This window comes from Pantoea sp. SYBGC1, from assembly GCF_057197005.1.
Window position 1 is genome coordinate 1,173,330 of the sequence record NZ_JBXUNM010000001.1, and the last position, 20,308, is coordinate 1,193,637.

At 57.5% G+C, this 20,308-nt stretch carries 22 protein-coding genes; 9 read left to right on the forward strand and 13 right to left on the reverse strand.

Annotation, left to right across the window (positions count from 1 at the left end; genetic code table 11):
• Positions 1-70: 70 nt before the first annotated feature.
• A complete protein-coding gene (locus tag AC2CF9_RS05435) occupies positions 71-316 on the forward strand; it encodes a DUF2543 family protein (RefSeq protein WP_039385596.1) in 246 nt (81 codons plus the stop codon).
• 52 nt (positions 317-368) lie between these two features.
• On the opposite strand, the gene AC2CF9_RS05440 is transcribed toward AC2CF9_RS05435, so the two are convergent.
• The 5 genes from AC2CF9_RS05440 to AC2CF9_RS05460 are packed head-to-tail and all read right to left on the reverse strand — an operon-like array spanning position 369 to position 6,509.
• Positions 369-1,376: a substrate-binding domain-containing protein gene (locus AC2CF9_RS05440; RefSeq protein ID WP_484556420.1), complete on the reverse strand. Its 1,008-nt coding sequence runs from the start codon at positions 1,374-1,376 to the stop codon at positions 369-371.
• A 34-nt stretch (positions 1,377-1,410) separates the two neighbouring features.
• Complete coding sequence (locus AC2CF9_RS05445; protein WP_369826788.1) at positions 1,411-2,430, reverse strand: ABC transporter permease; 1,020 nt, start codon at positions 2,428-2,430, stop codon at positions 1,411-1,413.
• Positions 2,431-2,463: 33 nt separating this feature from the next.
• On the reverse strand, positions 2,464-3,936 hold the full coding sequence (locus tag AC2CF9_RS05450) for a sugar ABC transporter ATP-binding protein (RefSeq protein WP_484556447.1): 1,473 nt from the start codon (positions 3,934-3,936) through the stop codon (positions 2,464-2,466).
• A gap of 17 nt (positions 3,937-3,953) precedes the next feature.
• Entirely contained in the window at positions 3,954-5,471 is a 1,518-nt protein-coding gene (gene xylB / locus AC2CF9_RS05455) for a xylulokinase (RefSeq protein ID WP_484556421.1), read from the reverse strand.
• Positions 5,472-5,474: 3 nt separating this feature from the next.
• The gene (locus tag AC2CF9_RS05460) at positions 5,475-6,509 is read right to left on the reverse strand and encodes an NAD(P)-dependent alcohol dehydrogenase (RefSeq protein ID WP_113655452.1); all 1,035 of its coding nucleotides are present in this window, start codon (positions 6,507-6,509) and stop codon (positions 5,475-5,477) included.
• A 212-nt stretch (positions 6,510-6,721) separates the two neighbouring features.
• Here AC2CF9_RS05460 and AC2CF9_RS05465 point away from each other — a divergent pair, with 212 nt between their 5' ends.
• Together AC2CF9_RS05465 and AC2CF9_RS05470 are read left to right on the forward strand one after the other, a co-directional pair.
• Positions 6,722-7,264, forward strand: coding sequence for a D-lyxose/D-mannose family sugar isomerase (locus AC2CF9_RS05465; protein ID WP_150016579.1), 543 nt, complete (start codon positions 6,722-6,724; stop codon positions 7,262-7,264).
• 82 nt (positions 7,265-7,346) lie between these two features.
• Entirely contained in the window at positions 7,347-8,348 is a 1,002-nt protein-coding gene (locus tag AC2CF9_RS05470) for a LacI family DNA-binding transcriptional regulator (protein ID WP_484556422.1), read from the forward strand.
• A gap of 11 nt (positions 8,349-8,359) precedes the next feature.
• Here the strand turns inward: AC2CF9_RS05470 and AC2CF9_RS05475 are convergent, their stop codons facing one another.
• Complete coding sequence (locus AC2CF9_RS05475; RefSeq protein WP_150016581.1) at positions 8,360-9,232, reverse strand: helix-turn-helix domain-containing protein; 873 nt, start codon at positions 9,230-9,232, stop codon at positions 8,360-8,362.
• Between the two features lie 182 nt (positions 9,233-9,414).
• On the opposite strand from AC2CF9_RS05475, the gene AC2CF9_RS05480 reads away from it, so the two are divergent.
• On the forward strand, positions 9,415-10,314 hold the full coding sequence (locus tag AC2CF9_RS05480; RefSeq protein ID WP_150016582.1) for a DMT family transporter: 900 nt from the start codon (positions 9,415-9,417) through the stop codon (positions 10,312-10,314).
• 37 nt (positions 10,315-10,351) lie between these two features.
• On the opposite strand, the gene AC2CF9_RS05485 is transcribed toward AC2CF9_RS05480, so the two are convergent.
• Positions 10,352-10,591, reverse strand: a complete 240-nt coding sequence (locus AC2CF9_RS05485) for a hypothetical protein (RefSeq protein WP_150016583.1) — start codon at positions 10,589-10,591, stop codon at positions 10,352-10,354.
• Between the two features lie 257 nt (positions 10,592-10,848).
• On the opposite strand from AC2CF9_RS05485, the gene AC2CF9_RS05490 reads away from it, so the two are divergent.
• Together AC2CF9_RS05490 and AC2CF9_RS05495 are read left to right on the forward strand one after the other, a co-directional pair.
• The gene (locus AC2CF9_RS05490; RefSeq protein ID WP_484556423.1) at positions 10,849-12,066 is read left to right on the forward strand and encodes an L-lactate MFS transporter; all 1,218 of its coding nucleotides are present in this window, start codon (positions 10,849-10,851) and stop codon (positions 12,064-12,066) included.
• 257 nt (positions 12,067-12,323) lie between these two features.
• Entirely contained in the window at positions 12,324-12,470 is a 147-nt protein-coding gene (locus AC2CF9_RS05495) for a hypothetical protein (RefSeq protein ID WP_166714036.1), read from the forward strand.
• 70 nt (positions 12,471-12,540) lie between these two features.
• Here AC2CF9_RS05495 and AC2CF9_RS05500 read toward each other — a convergent pair whose 3' ends face one another.
• The 4 genes from AC2CF9_RS05500 to AC2CF9_RS05515 form a co-directional block, all read right to left on the reverse strand.
• Positions 12,541-12,822 (reverse strand): hypothetical protein, encoded by a 282-nt coding sequence (locus AC2CF9_RS05500; RefSeq protein WP_039379385.1) that lies wholly within the window; start codon positions 12,820-12,822, stop codon positions 12,541-12,543.
• 255 nt (positions 12,823-13,077) lie between these two features.
• On the reverse strand, positions 13,078-13,881 hold the full coding sequence (locus AC2CF9_RS05505) for a hypothetical protein (RefSeq protein WP_484556424.1): 804 nt from the start codon (positions 13,879-13,881) through the stop codon (positions 13,078-13,080).
• 9 nt (positions 13,882-13,890) lie between these two features.
• Positions 13,891-14,343, reverse strand: coding sequence for a universal stress protein (locus AC2CF9_RS05510; RefSeq protein WP_039379390.1), 453 nt, complete (start codon positions 14,341-14,343; stop codon positions 13,891-13,893).
• A 6-nt stretch (positions 14,344-14,349) separates the two neighbouring features.
• Positions 14,350-15,138, reverse strand: a complete 789-nt coding sequence (locus AC2CF9_RS05515) for an IclR family transcriptional regulator (protein WP_039379392.1) — start codon at positions 15,136-15,138, stop codon at positions 14,350-14,352.
• A gap of 152 nt (positions 15,139-15,290) precedes the next feature.
• Here AC2CF9_RS05515 and AC2CF9_RS05520 point away from each other — a divergent pair, with 152 nt between their 5' ends.
• From AC2CF9_RS05520 to ypdK, 3 genes are all read left to right on the forward strand, one after another.
• A complete protein-coding gene (locus AC2CF9_RS05520) occupies positions 15,291-16,895 on the forward strand; it encodes an MFS transporter (protein WP_150016588.1) in 1,605 nt (534 codons plus the stop codon).
• A 1-nt stretch (position 16,896) separates the two neighbouring features.
• Positions 16,897-17,925, forward strand: coding sequence for an HlyD family secretion protein (locus tag AC2CF9_RS05525; protein WP_484556425.1), 1,029 nt, complete (start codon positions 16,897-16,899; stop codon positions 17,923-17,925).
• Positions 17,926-18,125: 200 nt separating this feature from the next.
• Positions 18,126-18,197 carry a membrane protein YpdK gene (ypdK, locus tag AC2CF9_RS05530; protein ID WP_006120362.1) on the forward strand — a complete coding sequence of 24 codons (72 nt, stop codon included), beginning with the start codon at positions 18,126-18,128 and terminating at the stop codon, positions 18,195-18,197.
• Positions 18,198-18,238: 41 nt separating this feature from the next.
• Here ypdK and alaC read toward each other — a convergent pair whose 3' ends face one another.
• On the reverse strand, positions 18,239-19,474 hold the full coding sequence (alaC, locus tag AC2CF9_RS05535) for an alanine transaminase (protein ID WP_150016590.1): 1,236 nt from the start codon (positions 19,472-19,474) through the stop codon (positions 18,239-18,241).
• Between the two features lie 119 nt (positions 19,475-19,593).
• Positions 19,594-20,118: a GNAT family N-acetyltransferase gene (locus AC2CF9_RS05540; RefSeq protein ID WP_484556426.1), complete on the reverse strand. Its 525-nt coding sequence runs from the start codon at positions 20,116-20,118 to the stop codon at positions 19,594-19,596.
• Positions 20,119-20,308: the final 190 nt, after the last annotated feature.

The window sequence follows — 20,308 nt, forward strand, 5'->3', positions numbered from 1 at the left end:
GCAGGAGTGGTATGATTTACGCTTAATGATGCCGCTGGCATCTGAACCCCTCCCGTTTCCGGAGCGCACTATGAAACATGAGATTGATCTGAAGTATTACGATATCGCTGACGCCTACGCTGAAGAGTGTGAAAAACCGGTGAGCGAAGCCGAGCGCGACCCGCTGGCGCACTACTTCCAGCTGCTGATCACCCGCCTGAATAACCATCAGGAGATCAGTGAAGAAGCGCAGCATGAGATGGCGCGCGAGGCGGGAATTGCTGACGCGCGCATTGATGATGTGGCGAACTTTCTGAATGAGTGGGGCAACGAGTAAACGGCTTTAGCAGGCTGCCTGCTGGCAGACAGCCTGCCCGCCGTCGCGATAATTACTTACGCGCGTCCAGCAGCTGCTGGGCGTTATCCGCAGTGACCGTGGTCCACGGAATGTAGTAGTGTTTTTTCGTGCCGCCATCCCAGGCGAGATCTTTGGCATACTGCTGCCAGATATCAGACTGCGGCTGATAGCCTGCGCCTTTTACCGCACGCAGCGCGACATCAATAGCGCCCTGCATCTGGCCTTTCGCATCCTGCAGAATAGAGACCATTTCACCCGCCTGAACGGCATGAATCGCGTCAGACACCCCGTCCACACCCGCAATGGCGAAGTCGTTCACGTTCAGCCCGGCGCCCTTAATCGCTTCAATGGCTCCCAGCGCCATCTCATCGTTTTGCCCAATCACTCCGTTGATTTTGCCGCGATGCTTCTGCAGCCAGTTCTCCATCAGCGGCTGTGCTTCAGCGCGCGACCAGTTGGCCGTTTTTCTCTCCAGCACGGTAACCTGCCCCGGACCACACTCCGCTATCGCTTTATCATTGCCTTTGCCGCGCTGGATCTCACCGCTGCCGCCCTTCGGCCCTTCAATAATGACGACATTGACCTTTTTGGTTTTGCACTGCAGCTTATCCAGTACCGCTTTGGCTTCCAGATAGCCGCCCAGCTCATCATTAGAGACCACTTCGGACGTCATCTCTTCCGTATTCAGGCGGGCATTGGTGACCACCACCGGAATTTTAGCCTCGTTAGCATTGGTCACAATATCGATGTTGGCTTCATAATCCATCGGGTTCACGATAATCGCGTTGGCACGCGTCTGGATTGCGGTCGCCGCCTGGTCATTCTGCACCGACGCGTCATAACGACCATCGTAGAAGGTGAGCACGGCTTCGCCGCTTTTTACTGCCGGATGCGCTTTACCGTAGCGCTCCATCAGCTGTACGAACTCCGCCTTATTGCCATACATCAGCACAGCGATTTTTACGGGTGCAGCCTGCGCTATGCTAATCGCGCCCAGCGTCAGGGCTGAGGTTAACAGAGCGATAGATCTTATTTTCATTGTTCTCTCCTGGCAGGGTTTATCTATTCAGAGGTTAATCGCGCTGTTGTTTACGCGACGGGTCGAGCAGTACAGCCACTACAATCAGAGCGCCTTTGATGATCTGTTGGTAGTAAGACTGCACCCCCAGTAAATCCAGGCCGTTATTCATTACGCCGATGATCAGCACGCCAAAAAACGTGCCGACAAGCGTACCGACACCGCCAGCCATACTGGTGCCGCCAATCACTACCGCAGCAATCGCATCGAGTTCATAGCCTGCGCCCGCGTTGGTCTGTGCCGATCCGGTACGTGCGGTGAGGATGAGCCCGGCGATCCCGGCCAGTGCGGCGCACAGGGTGTAGACCATGACTTTTATCCCGACGACGCTGATCCCTGACGTACGGGCACTTTTCGGGTTGCCGCCAACGGCATAGACGTAGCGCCCGAGTAAGGTTTTATTGAGCAGCAGCCACGCAAGACCAAACAGCACGACAAAGATAATGACCGGTACGGGTATGCCGGCTATGTAGCCGTTGCCGAGCCAGCGAAAATCGCTGTTAAGCTGTGAAACCGGGTTGCCGCCGGTGGTCAGCATCGTGAGTCCGCGCGCAGCAGAGAGCATGCCCATAGTGACGATAAACGGCTGCAGCCGGTAACGCGCCAGCACGGTGCCGTTGATCAGGCCGCAGACAATGCCAATTCCCAGCGCGATAATCATCGGAACCATCACCGCATGCGCCGTATCCCCGATTGCCATACCGCTGTTGTTCGTGGCAAAACGTGCAGCGACAATGCCACTCAGCGCCAGCACCGATCCCACCGAGAGATCGACGCCGGCGGTGATGATCACAAAGGTCATCCCGATCGCTAAAATGCCGTTGATAGAGACCTGGCGCAGCACAATCAGCATATTTTCATTACTGAGAAAATAGTTGCTGCTCCAGGCGCCATTAGCGACCTGCAGCTCGCCGACGGCAGCCACAATCAGGCAAAGCACAAAGAACGCGATGATGATGCCGTATTTGTGCATACGCCTTTTGTTGCGCGTAAAAAATGAGATGCCGGAAGGCATGGAATGTGTGGTGTTCATAACGTAATCTCTCTGTTAAACCGCCAGCTTCATCAGTTCACTCTGCGTTGCCTGAGCCGCACTTAATTCCCCCGCCAGCTGCCCGTCGCGGAACACCAGAATGCGATCGCTCATGCCGATGATCTCCGACAGCTCTGAGGAGACCATTACTATCCCCTTGTTTTTCAACGCAAAATCGGACATAAAGCGGTAAATCTCTTTTTTCGCGCCGACATCAATACCGCGGGTAGGCTCATCCAGCAGCAGTACTTCCGGGTCCAGTAACGCCCAGCGTCCCAGCACGACTTTCTGCTGATTACCGCCGCTGAGATTGCCCACCAGCTGTTCGGCATCCGGCGTTCTGACGTTAAAGCGTTTGATCATCTCCAGGCTGCGCTGCTGCTCCTGCTTTTCACTGATAAAACCGGCGCGGGAGATAGCGCCAAATGAGGCGATGTTGATGTTTTCGCGAATCGAACGGCAGAGCACCAGCCCGGTTGCTTTGCGATCTTCTGTGACATAAGCGATGCCGTGCCGGATCGACTCTTTCGGTGAGTGGCGGCCCAGCACCACCTCGCCGAGGCGAATGGTTCCGCTGTCTGCGTGTTCAATGCCAAACAGTAAATCGAGAAACTCGCTGCGCCCGGAGCCAACCAGCCCGTAAATACCGAGGATTTCGCCCCGCTTCAGGTGCAGGCTGATATCGTTGATTTTGTTACGCCAGCGCAGGTTTTTTACCTCCATCATCACCTCATCGCCCGGCTGATTAAACTTGGCAAATTCACTCTCATATTCTCCGCCAATAATCTGCTCAATCAGCTGTTCGCGCGTGATATCGGCCAGCATGCCCTCCTGCACCCAGGCGCCATCGCGAAAGATGGTATAGCTGTCGGCAATCTGGAAAATCTCAGAGAGGCGATGGGAAACATAAATAATGCCTTTGCCCTTTTGCGCCAGCCGGGTAAGGGTCTGAAAGATTTTTTGCGCATCCTCCTCGCCAATCGCTGAAGTCGGCTCATCCATGATGATGATGTCAGCATTCGCGTGTGAGAGCGCTTTGGCGATCTCCACCAGCTGCTGCCCGGCCACGCTGAGGTTACGCATCTTTTCGGTAGCGGAGATGTCAAAATCGAGCTCTGCCAGCAGCGTGCGGGTACGCTGATTGAGCGTGGCAAAGTCAACAAACCCAAAACGGCGCGGTTCGCGTCCCAGCCAGATATTTTCGGCCACCGTCAGGTCCGGAATTGCGCTCAGCTCCTGCTGAACAATCGCGATACCAGCGGCCAGCGCGTCCCGCGGATGGGCAAAGCTGCAGCGCCTGCCGCGAATAAATATCTCTCCGGCGTCAGGCTGGATAAAACCCATTAAGATGCTGAGAAAGGTGGACTTTCCGGCACCGTTGCCGCCGCACAGCGCGTGAATGGAGCCGGGGCGCAGCGCAAATTCGGCGTTTTTCAGCGCCACAACCGGACCAAACGCTTTGCGGATCCCTGTGACTTCCAGCAGCATCTCCTGATGATTTCTGGTCACAATGCCACCTCCGGATAAGTCGTGCTGAGACGCTTCAGATAGCGCTGATAATACGTTTCGTAGGTCTGATGGCGTGCGGCATCGGGCACGGCGCGGGTGCTTTCATCCGGCGTGACAAAGTGCTGGCACAGCGACTGCAGTAACGCATCCGGCTGCTGTGCCGGATTATCCAGCAGCGCGCTGGCCCACATCGCCTGAATTGCCGCACCCAGTGCGGCGGTTTCCGGAATACGCAAAGCGACCACCGGGCAGTTCATGACGTCGGCCACAATTTGTCGCCAGCCGGCGCTGCGCGCGCCGCCGCCGGTAAGGCGGATCTCCTGCGCGCTGATGCCCTGCTGCCGGAACAGCTCAAGTCCGTAGCGTAATCCGTATGTGGCGCTCTCCACGGCGGCGCGACAGAGGTTAGCGCGGGTAAAATTCACGGCGTTCAGGTTGTGCAGACTCGCCTGCGCGTGGGGCAGCGCCGGCGTGCGCTCGCCATTAAAAAACGGCAGCATCTCAACGCCCTCAGCCCCCGGCTCTGCCTGGTTCAGCAGCTGATTAAAGCCGGTAAGATCCTCTGCCAGCAGCGTCTGGATCAGCGTGGTTGCAGAGGTGACATTCATGGTGCAGATCAGCGGCAGCCAGTGATTGGTGCTGGAGCAAAAGCTGGCAATCAGGCCGTTTTCGTCAGTCACCGGCGCCTCGCTGCAGGCGAACAGCGTGCCGGATGTTCCCAGGCTGAGCGTCACCGTGCCTGGCGCAATATTGCCGGACCCGATGGCGGCCATCATATTATCGCCGCCGCCTGTCGCGACCCGTACCGTGCGGCGTAGTCCCAGCCGCTGCGCCGCTTCCGGCTGCAGGGTGCCGATACACGTTTGCGCGGCAGCCAGCGGCGGCAGCGCCTGCCACAGCCGGCCGTCGGGATCGATAAGCTCGACCGTATGCCGATCCCAGCTGCGGCTGCGGATATCCAGCAGGCCGGTGCCGGAGGCGTCGCCATACTCCATAACCCGTTCACCGGTCAGCCAGAAGTTAAGATAATCGTGCGGCAACAACACGGTATGCAAACGCGCCCACAGCGCCGGATGCTGCTGCTTCAGCCAGAGAATTTTTGACGCGGTGTAGCCGGTAGCCGGAACAATCCCGGGCTGTGCCAGCGCACCGCTAACCCCTCCCAGCTGCTGCAGCAGCCAGCTGTTCTGCGCATCGGTGGCGGTATCGCACCACAGCTTTACCGGATGCAGCACCGCTCCGGCTTCATCCAGCGCCACAAAGCCGTGCTGCTGGCCGGAGACGCTGAGCGCAGTAATCTGCTGTGTATCAATAGCGGCGTCTGAGGCTGCCTGATGGAATGCCGTGACCAGCGCGTCGATCCAGTCGCTGGCATGCTGTTCACGGGCGCCATCCGCCCCGCTCTGCAGCCGATGCGGCGCGCTGCCCTCACCGACGATCGCTCCCCGCTCGCTCTCCACGATAACCACCCGCGTTCCCTGCGTGCCGCAATCTATGCCTGCATAGAGCGCCATGCGTCACTCCATCTCCAGCATGATTTTGATATCCGCCGCATGGCCCGCGGCTGCGCGGTCAAACGCTTCAACGCTGTCGGCGAATTTATAGGTGTGGCTGATCAGCGGCTCTACCCGCAGCTTGCCGCTGCTTAACAGGCGCAGCGTGCGGGGATACATATTGGCGTAGCGAAAAATGGTTTTGAAGGTCAGCTCTTTGGCCTGTGCCGCAACAATGTCCATCGGCGCAGCGTCCACCGGCATGCCCACCAGAATGACGGTCGCACCCGGCGCCGCGTGTTCCGCCAGCGTGGCAATAGCAGGTTTGGCCCCGCTGCACTCAAACACCACATCCGCGCCGTTACCGCTGGTCAGCTCAGAGACTTTACCGGCCAGATCGCCGGTTTTGATGTTAACGGCGTGCAGCCCTTCATACGCTGCCGCCACGGCAAGCTTTTCATCAAACATGTCGCAGATAATGACATCAGAACAGCCGCCTGCCAGCGCCGCCAGCGCCGTGACCACGCCGATCGGACCGGCCCCCAGCACCAGGCCGATATCGCCAGGTTTAATCCCGGCTTTGGTCGCGGCCTGCATCGCCACCGCCAGCGGCTCAACCATGGCCCCTTCGCGGAAGCTGACATTTTCCGGCAGCTTAAATGTGAACGCCGCAGGATGAATGACCGTTTCACGCAGACAGCCATGCACCGGCGGCGTTGCCCAGAAGCGCACGGCGGGATCGAGATTGTAGAGACCGGCGCGCGACTGATCGGAGTGCATATCCGGGATCCCTGGCTCCATACAGACGCGATCGCCCGCCTTCAGGTGCGTCACGTTTTTGCCGGTCTCCAGCACAATGCCAGCGGCTTCATGACCCAGCACCATCGGTGCCTCCACCACAAACGGACCAATCCGGCCATGTTTGTAGTAGTGAACATCGCTGCCGCAAATCCCTACCGAGTGAATTTTAATTTTGACATCGTTATCACCCAGTACTTCATCAAATTCCCGATCTTCAATCGCAATGTGGCCTGCCTGAGTCAGAACTAACGCTTTCATTACCGCCCCCGGATTCATTTTAATGGTATCGATATCATTTCAATGCGGCGATACTGACCTAAAAAAAACGGCAAAACTGTGATGGAAGCTGGATAATATCGATCTGCAGCAGCGCAATTTAGCCCTGTCGCAGCGAATTACGGATCGGGATCACAGAAGATCACAAGCGGAACACGTTTTAATGGTATCGATATCATTACAGGAGAAACCGTATGACCGACTATCCGCAGGCGATTCAGCGCACCCTGACCTTTTTAGAGCGGGCGAATATTGTTCTCACTCCTGCCGAGCAGAAGAAGATTGAGATTGCTGCTTTCGGCCTGGACGATTACCCCGCATCAGGTTTGCAGCTGTTAACCTATATCAACGAACCGCGCTATTGCGCTAAAGAACTGGTGCTGTTTCCCCGCCAGACCTGTCCTGAACATCGGCATCCGCCGTTTAACGGCACGCCAGGCAAGCAGGAAACCTTTCGCTGCCGCTGGGGCGAGGTCTATCTGTTTGTCGATGATGAACAGCTCACGCCAAACGATGCGACGGGCACTCCGCGCTGCCAGGTGCCTGCCGGCAGTGAAACCGCCTATACCTGCAGCCGCTATATTCTGCTGCGTCCGGGCGAACAGTACACTATTAAACCCGATACCCGGCACTGGTTTCAGGCGGGCGAACACGGCGCCGTTATCTCTGAATTTTCGTCAGAAAGTCGCGACGATCTGGATATTTTCACCGACCCGCGCGTCAGGCGACTCGCCTGACGCAGTGAGATCGCTTAACGCGGTACGATCTGCCATGATTGGCTCATGATACAAAATGACAGGGTTAATTAAGGAGCCAGACTTGGCAGCAGGACGGGGACGTAAGGCAACGCTGGCAAGCGTTGCTGCCCAGGCAAACGTAAGCAAAATTACCGCCTCGCGCGCCTTTTCACAGCCGGAGAAAGTGCATCCGGAGACGCTGCAGCGCATTCACGCTACCGCAGAGCAGTTAGGCTATGTGATGAATACGGCTGCGCGCAGCCTGCGGGCGAAAAGCAGTAAAACCATCGGGATCGTTAACCCCGATATGGCAAACCCCTTCTTTGGCGGCCTGACGCGTCTGATGACGCTGGAGGCGAACAAGCTGGGCTACGATACGCTGGTTTTTGACTCCTGTGAGTCGCAGGAGAATGAGAACCGTATTATCGATAAGCTGATTGGGTATAACGTTGATGCCATTATCCTGTCGGTGATCTCCAACGATCTCCACTATCACCCGGCCTATATGAGACGGCTGGAGACGCTGAATATACCGGTGGTGCTGGTCGATCGCGAGCTGCAGGTTTCCCACTGCAGCGGCGTCTATATCGATAATCTCGACTGTGGCCTGCAGACCGGTCGCTGGCTGGCGGAACAGGGGGCGCAGCGTATTGTCGTGGTCTCCGGCCCGGAAAAGTCGAACGTTGCGCGTGAGCGCGTGCTCGGCCTGCAGGCCGCGCTGCAGGGAAAAGCCGCCTCGCTGGAGGTGCTCTACGCCGACTTTTTTATGGATGCGGCCTGGCAGGAGACCCGGCGCTGGCTGAAACAGCATCCCGCCCCTGACTACTTCGTGGGGTGTAACAATCAGATCTCACTCGGCATTATCAAAGCCTGTATCGAACACAAACTCAGTCTGCAGCAGCAGGTAAAGCTGTTCAGCATTGATGAGGTTACGCAGGCGGATATTTATGGCTTTCACTTTCCCTGCATCGCGCACGATCTGCAGAGCATCGCCTGGCAGGCGCTGAATCTGGCGCTCAGACGCATCAGCGAAAGCGACAGCAAGCCGGGCAAAGTTATCGTGCGGGGTGAAGTGCTTCCCTGACGACGCGCTTTTTACCGGCTAAAGTCCTGCCGCCACGCGGAGGGCGCCACGCCGTGCAGCTGGCGGAACCGGTTACTGAAATGGCTGGCGGAGTGAAAACCGCAGCGCAGTGCAATCTCCGTCAGCGGCAGCGTGCTGTGCATCAGCAGCTCTTTCGCCACCGCCATACGGCGCTGCATCACATACTGGTGCGGCGCGCTGCCGGTGCTGCTGCGAAACATACGCGCAAAATGATATTCGCTGAGCGCAGCTTCTGCAGCCAGCCGCGCCAGCGTCAGCGGCTGATCGAGCTGCGCATCAATCAGGGCAATGATCCGGCGCAGCACGGCGGGTGCCAGGCCGCCCCGCACGGCGGGCAGCTGCCACTGCACATCACTGTAGCGATGCAGCAGATGCGTCAGCAGCAGCGTCGATGCGCTGCTCAGCATCAGCTGATTAGCGGGCTGCTGCCAGCTGACGCTGAGCAAAAAATGGCGATAGAGCTGCGTAATGCGATCGTCATCAGCAAAAATCTTTTCCTGCAGATTCAGACTGGCTGGCGTGCGATCCCAGATCTGTTCGCCAAGCTGGCGTAAATGGGCATCGGTGCAGTAGAGATGCACGAATGTGAGATCGGCCCGCAGATCCCAGGTGGACTCCATACCAGACGGCATCAGGCAGAACCGATCCGGGGCGCCGCCGTTGCGCCAACCGTGCGCGGTTTTATGCCAGGTATCATACCCCTCTTCGATATAGAGGCTCAGGGTATGGTGATCGCTGTGGTTGGTTACGCGGTCGCCGCTATTAAACCAGGCTGCCAGCCGGATCCCGCCTGAAAGCGGTACGCTATCACGCAGCTGAGCCTTGCGGTTTTTTAGCATAGTAAAGGTCTGGTAATCGGACATTGCGCACATCACATCGGCAGCGGTTAACCAGCAGTTTACCCGGCCGGACGACGAAAAACAGCGCGGCAGCCGGTGTGAGAACGAAAAAAGCGCAAGTTTTTGCAAGTGCTGCGCAATCGGGTGCAAGCGCCCGCCCGTGCACGCGCGGATACTGTCGTTCCGTCTCTGCCGGAGTATTAACGATGAATGTAGTGCTGTATCTGAGCGTAGTGCTGATCTGGGGCACCACCTGGCTGGCGATCTTTTTGCAGCAGGACGCGGCCGCCACGCCGGTCTATGTGGCTGTTTTCTGGCGCTTTCTCTTCGCATCGTTGCTGATGCTGGCGCTGCTGACGCTGTGCCGCCGTCTGCGGCAGCTGGACAGGCGCGATCATCTGTTTTGTCTGCTGCAGGGAGGCTGTGTTTTTGGCTTCAACTTTGTCTGCTTTTATCATGCGGCGGCCTGGATCAGCACCGGTCTGGAGTCGGTGATTTTTTCCATGGCGGTGATCTTTAATGCGCTCAACGGCTGGCTCTTTTTTGGTCAGCGTCCGCCGCTGCGCCTGGTGCCTGCCGCGCTGCTCGGTATGAGCGGTATCGTCGCGCTCTTCTGGAGCGATATTCGCGCGGCGCACCCCTCGCCACAGCTGTTATGGGGGGCGGGTCTGAGTGCGCTGGGCACCTTTGGCTTTTCGCTGGGTAATATGATTTCAGCCCGGCATCAGCGCCACCAGCGCGATATTCTCACCACCAACAGCTACGCCATGCTCTACGGCGCGCTGATCATGGCGGTAATGGCATGGCTTAACGGCGATGCGCTGCAGCTGCCGCGCAATCTGCAGTGGCTTAGCGCGATGAGTTATCTGGCGCTGTTTGGTTCTGTGATTGGATTTGGCGCTTACTTCACGCTGGTGGGTCGCATCGGTGCCAGTCAGGCGGCATACAGTACGCTGCTTTTTCCGCTGGTTGCGCTGACGCTCTCGACAATTTATGAAGGCTATCAGTGGCACGCTAATGCCGTGGCGGGACTGACGCTGATTTTGCTGGGCAACCTGGTGATGTTTATGCGCTGGCCGATGCGCCGCGCACTGCGGCTGGCCTGACAGCAGAAGCGGGCGTGCAGCCCGCTCTGCTCATCCTCTAACGCCAGCCACCTGCGCCGGAGTGAAGCTGCTGCGGCTGATTAAGGGCTTTTCTGGCGATCCAGTAAAGCATTACCCGCTCATCATCGCTGTCACGATCGGCCATAGCCAGAAGCTTTAACGACAGCGTGGCTTTGTTGACAGGCTGATGTTCATCGCTCAATTCGATCACCGCCTGACCGATAAGACAGCAGACTTCATCTCCACTGGATACGGATTCATATGCTCGGTCTTTCATATTTCCTCCCGTTGGTTGAAATATAAGCCTGGCAAACATCCCGGACCCTGCAGCAAAATCGCCTCGCTTAACATACCTGGTTACATATGCTCATCGCAGGACATACCGGGACGTGAATTGTCACGCTGCTGCCATTCATACCGGAAAAACGGCATTTCATTCTGTTTCTCTGACCGCTGAAGCGGGATCCGGCCGCGGCTACGCGCGTGCGCGCTAAGCTGCCAGCAGACTCCATATTCCCGGACGGGAGAATCATCATGACCACAGCTTCAACGGCGCACTACCAGCGTACCCGCATACTGACTCTGATCGGCACTGTTATTACCCAGCTTGCGCTGGGGTCAGTGTATACCTGGAGCCTCTTTAACGGCGCGCTGGCGCATAAACTGCACGAATCAGTCAGCCAGGTGGCTTTCTCCTTTGGGTTGCTCAGCCTCGGGCTGGCTATCGCCTCCTCGCTGGCAGGCAGGCTGCAGGAGCGTTTTGGCGTACGTAATGTGACTATCGGAGCCGGCATCCTGATGGCGGCCGGATTCTGGCTGACCGCGCAGGCTGATAACCTGATGATGCTTTATCTGAGCGCCGGTATTCTGGTGGGCCTGGCAGATGGTGCGGGCTACCTGATGACGCTATCCAACTGTGTGAAGTGGTTTCCTGAGCGTAAAGGCCTTATCTCCGCCTGTTCAATCGGCGCCTACGGTCTGGGGAGTCTCGGCTTCAAATTTATCTGCGGCACCCTGCTGGATGCTGTTGGCCTGGAGAACACCTTCATGATCTGGGGCGTGCTGGCGATGAGCATGATGTTCTGCGGCGCGCTGCTGATGCGCGATGCGCCGGTGCGTGCTGCCAGCAGCAATCCGCAGCATGCCGGACGCGACTTTACGCTGGCACAGGCGGTTCGCCTGCCGCAATACTGGATGCTGGCGCTGATGTTCCTCACCGCCTGTATGAGCGGTCTGTATGTGATCGGCGTAGCGAAAGATATCGGTGAAGGAATGGTGCATCTTACGCCACAGATAGCCGCCAGCGCCGTAACGGTTATCGCCATTGCCAACCTTAGCGGCCGGTTAACGCTGGGGGTGTTGTCAGATAAAATGGCCCGTATCCGGGTGATCTCACTGGCGCAATGTATTGCGCTCGCGGGCATGAGTATTTTGCTGTTTACCCGTATGAATGAAACCACTTTTTTTGTCTCGCTGGCCTGCGTAGCTTTCAGCTTTGGTGGCACAATCACCGTTTTCCCGGCGCTGATCAGTGACTTCTTTGGCCTGAACAACCTGACAAAAAATTACGGCCTGATCTACCTCGGATTTGGTATTGGCAGCGTGCTTGGATCGCTGGTCGCCTCTCTTTTCGGCGGCTTTACCGTTACCTTTAGTCTGATCATGACGCTGCTGGTTATTTCGCTGCTGCTTTCACTAAGCGTTCGTCAGCCGCGCCGGCAGGCAATTAACAGGCCTGCACTGCATAATTAACTTACAGGCGAGCGCTGTTATCATGAGCGCTCGCATTTTTATTTTTCATCCGCTGGCGCGAATTATTGTCTTTCAGAATTATCGCGCTAATATAGCCTGCTATTCAGCTTATTCTGATTCAAATAGAAAAACCTGTTTTCTCTGTCTTTTATTTTGAAACATCTGGCAATAGTTATCTAAATAACTCTACATTTGCTGCATCTTCACTCCACTATTCCGGCGTAATCTGACCTCACTGGAAAAGAGGAGGTCTTTCCATGAAAAAGCTTATTTCGTTAACGTCGATAGCGGTTATGGTCAGTTTGCTCAGCGGATGTATTATTGAGCACGACCGTGGCCGCGGCGCTGGCTGGGGTCATGACCGCGGCTGGCACCATGGCCACCACGGGCATCGTCACGGATAATCGGGCAAAGCGCACACAGCACTAATACAAAAATAAAAAAACCAGGGCGGGAATATATCCCGCCCTTTTTTTAGCTTTTAATCGCGTAATTACACTGATACCAGGCTTTCTTTAATCCTGGCAGATGACTGTCCTGAGCAGGCAGCGAATCCACTTTATCAAAACCCCGCTCACTGCAGTAATTTGCCAGGTCGACATTCATGGCATCCCGATTAAGGCTATGCGGATCGTAACGATATTGAACGGTGTTGGACGTATTATCTTCATCTACACGTTCAAATCCGCCAGGCTGATTAACACTGCAGCCCGCCAGCATAATAAGCGCTAACGCGCCGGTAACGATATTTTTCATTCAGGTGTCCTCTTCAGGCGTCGAAGTGTAAACAACGATGCCACCGCACGCCTATAGGAAAACGCGCGAAACAGTCTTAAGACCAATGTTTTTGCCAATTGAATCAATAAAACCAAACGGCTTTTCTTATCATATGACAACTGCGATAGTGCAGTCAGACCACACGATGTCTGCTCCACACCAGGTAATATCAATAATAAAAAGACGTAACAAAGTGACCTTTGTGCCCGCGCTGAGCGGGCTTTTTTTCACCGGTTAGCCGTTGCTGTGCACCATATTACGTAAAAGGCCGGCGGCGCGCTTAGCAGGCAATGCGAGAATGGCGCTGTAGAGATCGATAGACATAGCACACAGCGCGCTGCGATCGACGGCGGTATCAGCCGGCTGATTAAGCTGCTGAAGTTTATTGCCCCACTTCCCATAAAGCCTGTTAACTATCTCACGCAGATCGCGGCGGGCCAGCGTCTGGTCGGTCTGCTGCTCTGCTCCCTGGCTGCTCAGCAGCAGGGCTTCAAGCGCATGGCCGTCGCGCTGATAGAGGGCCGGGGTGAGCACCTCCTGCAGATTAATGCCGCCGCTGACCTGCGGATAGAGAAACTGAAAACAGCGCTGCGGGCTCTGCTGCTGCAGCGCCTGCATCTCTTCCACTGAAACCTGAACATAGGCGATTACCGCATCATCGCTGGCGCGGGTCATGCGTTTATTTACGATATCAGCCAGCCAGCCCCGCAGGTCGCCCAGCGCCCGTTCAGCGGAGATACCCTGCTGCAGCTTATGCCGCAGTTCACGATTCAGTAATTGCCACAGCTCCGGCTCCTGCACCTTAAGCAGGCGGTAGCCTGGCGCCTCGCTGAGCTGCTGCGCAACCGCCTCCATCTGCATCTTCTCTTCCTGACGCGGATGCAGCCAGCTGAACCAGATCAGATTAGCGGCCACAAGCGGCAGGATAAACAGCAGCACCCCCTTCCAGGCTCGCAGCGCCGTGGTGCGTACCAGCATCACAATCACCAGCGCCAGCAGTGCAAAAGCGACCAGCACCGAAATAAAAAGCAGCGTCATAGTACGGCGTTAATCCTTACGCACGTCCAGCAAAACCGGACAGGTCGCGCGTTCGATCACTGCCGCGCTGACCGAGCCTTTCAGCAGCCGGTTGAGCGGCGAGAGATGCCGGCGTCCCATGATGATCATACTGGCGCGCAGTGCCGCAGCCTGCGCCACAATGGTTTCAGCAGCTTCACCCGCCAGGATGACGCCTCTGGCATTCACGCCCGCCCGCAGCAGCGGAGCCAGCGCATGACGCACCACCATCTCGGCGGTGTTCTGTTCATCTTTTGCCGCGACAAAATCATCCGGATCTTCACCGGCGTCAATTTCGATAGGCTGGCTGCAGGCTGAATAGGCGGGATCGATACAGCACAGCACCGTGACCGGGGCGTTGAGCGCCAGCGCCTGTTCAAGGGTCAGCGCAATCACTTTCTCTGCGACCGGTGAGTTGTCGATAGCCATTAACAGCATTTTCATGAGTCGTTACCTCTTCTCCACAGCGGTTATTTTGCCAATTTCGCGCAGCAGCGCCTCTTTACAGGTGATGATCTCTTTGCGATAGCGCGCTTCATGTTGCGCAAAGCGCGCGCCGGGAACCAGCAGCGAGATAGAGAAACGTCCGAACAGCGTATCGATGGCGACCGCCAGGGTGGTGATCCCTTCAAGCGTTTCACCGCGATCGATCGCCAGGCCACTGCTGCGTACTTCAGCAATCAGCGCCATCAGCTGCGGCAGCGTTTTTACCGTCTTATCTGTGAGCTCCTGCCAGGCATCGCCCACCAGCAGCTGTACATCTTCATCGCTCTCCAGCGCCAGTAGCGCCCGGCCGCCGGAGGTACTGTAGAGCGGCAGATTAAGCCCCATCCGCGGTACGACCCGCAGCTCGCGCGGCGCTACGACATAATGTACGATCGCCAGCTGCGTTCCGCTGGCGCGCGCCAGCGAGACGGTTTCATTAACCGTTGCTGAAAGCTGTTCCAGCAGCGGACGCGCCAGCTCCACCACATCCGTATGGACGCTGGAGATCAGTTTCAGCAGAGCTGGCCCCAGCCTGAGCCCCCCTGCCCCGCTACTGCGCACCAGCTGAGCGCTGTCGAGCGCCGCCACGATGCGCTGTACCGTGGAGCGCGGCAGGTTCACCACCTGCGCAATTTCGCCCAGACTCATACCGCCGGGATGTTCGCCCAGCGCATGTAAAATTTTTGCCGCACGCGCAATGACCTGAATGCCACCCGCTTTTTCATCCTCACGGCCTGAGGCAGATCCCACCATAATGCGTTCCTTATGAGCCTGCTTTACTGTAGCGCGAATGATCGCACTTTTGTACCTGCGTATCACATTGCAATACATCATACCGGCATGTAAGATGCGCGACCTGTATCACATCGTAATACACTGCATCATAATTTCATGAGAGTTCTGCTATGACCGCTTCGCCCGCTGCTCCGCCAGCTCCGCACCCGTTTACACTGCGCCTGGCTCTCGGGCTGGTGGGCGTGCTGATCGCGGCGCTGACGTCAGGACTCAACGATAGGGTCACGGATATTGCGCTGGCAGATATCCGCGCCGCTATCGGTATCAGTCACGATCGCGGCAGCTGGATTGTCTCCGGCTATCAGGCAGCTGAAGTCGCCGCAATGATGATTGCGCCCTGGTTCGCCGTCACCTTTTCTCTGCGCCGTTTTGCCCTGGTAGTATCTGCCGGCTTTATGCTGTGCGGCCTGGTGCTGCCGCTGACGCAGGATGCGACGCTGTTTATTGCGCTGCGCGTGCTGCAGGGTATCTTTGGCGGCGCGCTGCCACCCTTGCTGATGACGGTGGCGCTGCGCTTTCTGCCGCCGCCGATCAAACTCTACGGCCTGGGCGCCTATGCGCTCACCGCCACCTTTGGCCCCAATATGGCGGCCTCTCTGGCGGCATTCTGGACCGATGAGGTGGGCTGGGCGTTTGTGTTCTGGCAGGTGATCCCGGCCATGCTGCTGGCAATGACGCTGATTGCCTGGGGGCTGCCGCAGGATCCGCTGCGCCTGGAGCGCTTTCGGCAGATCGATCTGTTTGGCATGCTCACCGGCTGCGCCGGCATGGCGCTGCTGATTCTGGCCCTGACTCAGGGGGAGCGGCTGGACTGGCTCAGCTCACCGCTGTTTACCGCCATGCTGCTGAGTGCGCTGGCGCTGCTGACGGTGTTCCTGATTAACGAGTGGTTTCATCCGCTGCCGCTCTTCAGGCTGCAGATGCTGCGCCGTTCCAACCTGGCGCACGGCCTGCTGGCGCTGATGGCGGTGCTGATTCTGGCACTCTCCGGTTCAGCGCTGCCTTCGCTCTATTTTGGTCAGGTAGAGGGATTTCGTACGCTGCAGTTTGCGCCGCTGGCGCTGACAGTGGGTCTGCCACAGCTGCTGATTGCCCCGCTGGTCGCGGCTCTGCTGAACATTCGCCGGGTCGACTGCCGCTGGGTGTTGTGCTGCGGCGTGCTGCTGCTGGTCACCGCCTGTCTGCTGGGAACGCAGATTACCACTGACTGGGCGCGGCAGAATTTCTGGCTGATGCAGGTCCTGCAGGCGTTCGGACAGCCGATGGTGATCCTGCCGGTGCTGATGAGTGCCACCAGCGTTGTGGCGCCGCCGGAGGGCCCTTTTGCTTCCGCCATGTTTAACACCGTACGCGGTTTTTCCAGCATCGCAGCCAGCACGCTGGTGGAGTGGTTTATCAGCCATCGCGAACAGTTCCACTCGCATGTGCTGGTGGATCAGGCGGCCAGCCGCAGCTGGCTGATGACCGCCACCAGCAGCGCGCAGGCTGGCAGCAGTGCTCCCCTGCTGCCGGACGGCAGCGCCAGTAGCGTGCAGAACCTGAGCGGATTTGCCGCCCTGCTGAAACATCAGGCGCTGGTGCTCAGCCTGAGCGATGCCTGGCTGATGCTGACCGCCTTTGGCGCCCTGCTGCTGCTGCTGACGCTCTGCCTGGCGCACCGCGTCTGGCCGCCTCAAACATTGATTCAACCTGTTACGCCACGTCGGGAACACTGATATGCAACTCTCTGCTGTAAAAAGAACGGCGCTGCTAAGCGCCCTGTTAGTACTGCTGCTCGCGCTCGCCTTTCTCCTCTGGCGTGCCATGATCACCAACGATCATCGCACCGATGATGCCTGGGTTAATGCAGATTACACGCTGGTCGCCCCCAAAGTTTCAGGCTATATCGCCCGGGTCAGCGTGCAGGATAACCAGCACGTCCGGGCGGGCGATCTGCTGGCAACGCTTGACGATCGCGATTTTCGCGTGGCGCTGGAAACCGCACGCGCTTCGCTGCAGGTCAGCGAGGCGAAACGGCTAAGCACCCAGGCGCAGCTGGCGCAGCAGCAGGCGACGATTAATCAGGCAAAAGCGACGCTGGCGGCCAGTGAGGCAGCGGCCCGCTACGCCGGCCAGAACGCCGCACGTTATAATCAGCTTTATAAAAGTGGCACCATTGCGGCTGACGATCAGCAAAAAGCGGACGCTAATCAGCGTTCCGCTTCGGCGACGGTACGGCAGAGTGAAGCGGCGCTGGACGCGGCGCTTAAGCAGGTTAATGTTCTGCAGGCGGCCGTACGTCAGGCGGAGGCGGATGTCGCCGCCGCGCAGGCGAATGTCGACCAGGCGCAGCTTAATCTCTCCTATACCCGCATTGTTGCGCCGGTAGAGGGCACGGTAGGCCAGCGTAGCGTACGTCCGGGCGCCTATGTCAGCGCCGGCAGCCGCCTGCTGGCGGTGGTGCCGCTGCAGCAGATCTATATTACGGCTAATTATCTGGAAACCCAGCTGACCGACGTGCGGCAGGGACAAAAAGTCAGCGTCACTATCGATGCGCTGCCGGGAAAAACTTTTACCGGGCGTATCGACAGCATTGCGCCGGCAACGGGGGCAACCTTCTCAGCAATTTCACCTGATAATGCAACGGGCAACTACACTAAAGTGGTTCAGCGTCTGCCGGTAAAGATTGTGCTTGATGCGGGTCAGCCCGATCTGGCGCAGCTGCGCGTCGGCATGTCGGCGATCCCGCACATTCAGACCCAATAAATTGTGAGCAATATCTCAGAACCGGCCTATTTATTTCTGGATCGATTCCGCGTAAATTAGCGCCCGATCCTGTTCCGGTCTGGCCGGGACCACCTGAGTAGAAAGCGTGTAGCGTTAATGAACTCCACCTTTCTCTTATTCTGTTCGGGTTACGCTGGTCTGGGATCGCCATCACGGTAACCGCACAGAGGAGTTATGTTGTGAAATACGCTTTGATGGGCATCTCTTTTTTCGTGTTGCTTTGGGTCGGCACCTTCGTGCTGATGCTCTGAGTACCGGACGGGGCGACCACACCAGTCGCCCCGACGCACGCTTAGCGCGCCTCTTCTGCCTCTTTTACCGCTCCCGGTAAGATACCGTCGGCGCGGAACATCGCCTTAATCCCCCGCACCGCCTGACGAATGCGATCGCTGTTTTCAATCAGCGCAAAGCGCACGTGTGTATCACCATATTCACCAAAACCGATGCCGGGTGACACGCAGACTTTTGCCTCCTGCAGCAGCAGTTTGGCAAACTCCAGCGAGCCAAGATGCGCGTAGCGTTCCGGGATTTTTGCCCAGACGTACATCGATGCCTTAGGCAGATCCACCATCCAGCCCGCTTCATGCAGACCTTTTACCAGCACATCACGCCGGCGCTTATACTGCTCAGCGATATCGCGCACGCACTGCTGATCGCCCTCCAGTGCGGCAATGGCTGCCACCTGCAGCGGCGTGAATGTCCCGTAATCGTGATAGCTTTTGATGCGCGCCAGCGCCGCTACCAGCTCTTTGTTTCCTGTCATGAAACCGATACGCCACCCCGCCATGTTGTAGCTTTTGGAGAGCGTGAAGAACTCTACCGCCACGTCGCGCGCCCCCGGCACCTGCATGATTGAGGGCGCTTTCCAGCCGTCGTAGGTGATGTCAGCGTAGGCGAGATCGTGGATCACCAGCACGTTATACTGTTTTGCCAGCGCAATAACCCGTTCAAAGAAGTCGAGTTCGACGCACTGAGCGGTGGGATTGGAAGGGAAGCCGAGGATCATCATTTTCGGCTTCGGATAGCTTTCGCGAATCGCACGCTCCAGCTCATTAAAGAAATCCACCCCCGCGACCAGCGGCACGGAGCGAACCTGCGCCCCGGCGATCACCGCGCCATAAATATGGATAGGATAGCTGGGGTTGGGCACCAGCACGGTGTCACCGTGATCGAGCGTGGCGAGCATCAGGTGCGCCAGTCCCTCTTTGGAGCCGATAGTGACAATCGCTTCTGACTCCGGATCGATATCCACCTGATAGCGCTCAGCGTACCAGCGCGAAATCGCCCGGCGCAGGCGCGGAATACCTTTTGAGGTGGAGTAGCCGTGCGTATCTTCACGCTGTGCCACCTGACAGAGCTTTTCCACAATATGCGGCGGCGTAGCGCCATCCGGATTCCCCATTGAAAAGTCGATAATATCTTCGCCGCGCCGGCGCGCAGCCATCTTCAGTTCAGCGGTGATGTTGAATACGTATGGGGGAAGGCGTTCTATACGCGAGAAACGACGGGGTATGCTGTTATCAGCCATGATGTCCTCAGGATTACGTGAGCGCCCGGACCGTCCGAGCGACGCGGATCACTTGCTGTGACCTCACCCCGAACATAACGCGCTGTGACCTGCGCTGTCGAGAGCAGCAGAAAATTTTTTTATTTTTCGGGATTCAGGCAGCCAAACACCCAATCGTTTACCCACTGCCCGTTTAACAGATAATTATCCCGCAGAGTCCCCTCCAGCATAAAATTATTCTTTTCCAGAATGCGTCGGGACGGCCAGTTCCCCTCAATCACCAGCGCTTTCAGCTTATGAAATTCTGCGCTGAACAGAAAGTGAACCAGCGCCGTCAGCGCTTCGCTGCCGTAGCCCTGCCCGGTGTGGCTGTGGCGCAGCATATAGCCAACTTCCGCCTGGCGATAAGGGTGCCACTCGGCGCTGCAGCCAAACAGGCCTATCGGTTCCTGATTTGTTTGCAGGCGTGCCACCAGGCACAGCATGTGAAAGCTGGCAGGCTGCCACGGCGCCAGGCGTTCATTGAAACGCTGACGAATGTCGTTTTCATCGGGAATTTCGCTTACCCAGGTCATGGTGGCAGCGTCTTCATGTACCGCTTTGAAGATCTGCCAGTCTTCCGGCTGCAACCGGCTCAGGGTTAATCGCGGGGTCTGAAGTTGCATGGCGGCGCTCCGCTACGGGGAATAGTGCAACATAGCAAACTGCCGCAGCGACAGCCAGGGCGCCATTAATGGCGCCCCTACACAAATCCCACAGGGGCCGTATTTATGCGGCCCGTTAAACCAGGGCGCCATTAATGGCGCCCCTACACAAATCCCGTAGGGGCCGCATTTATGCGGCCCGTTAAAACCA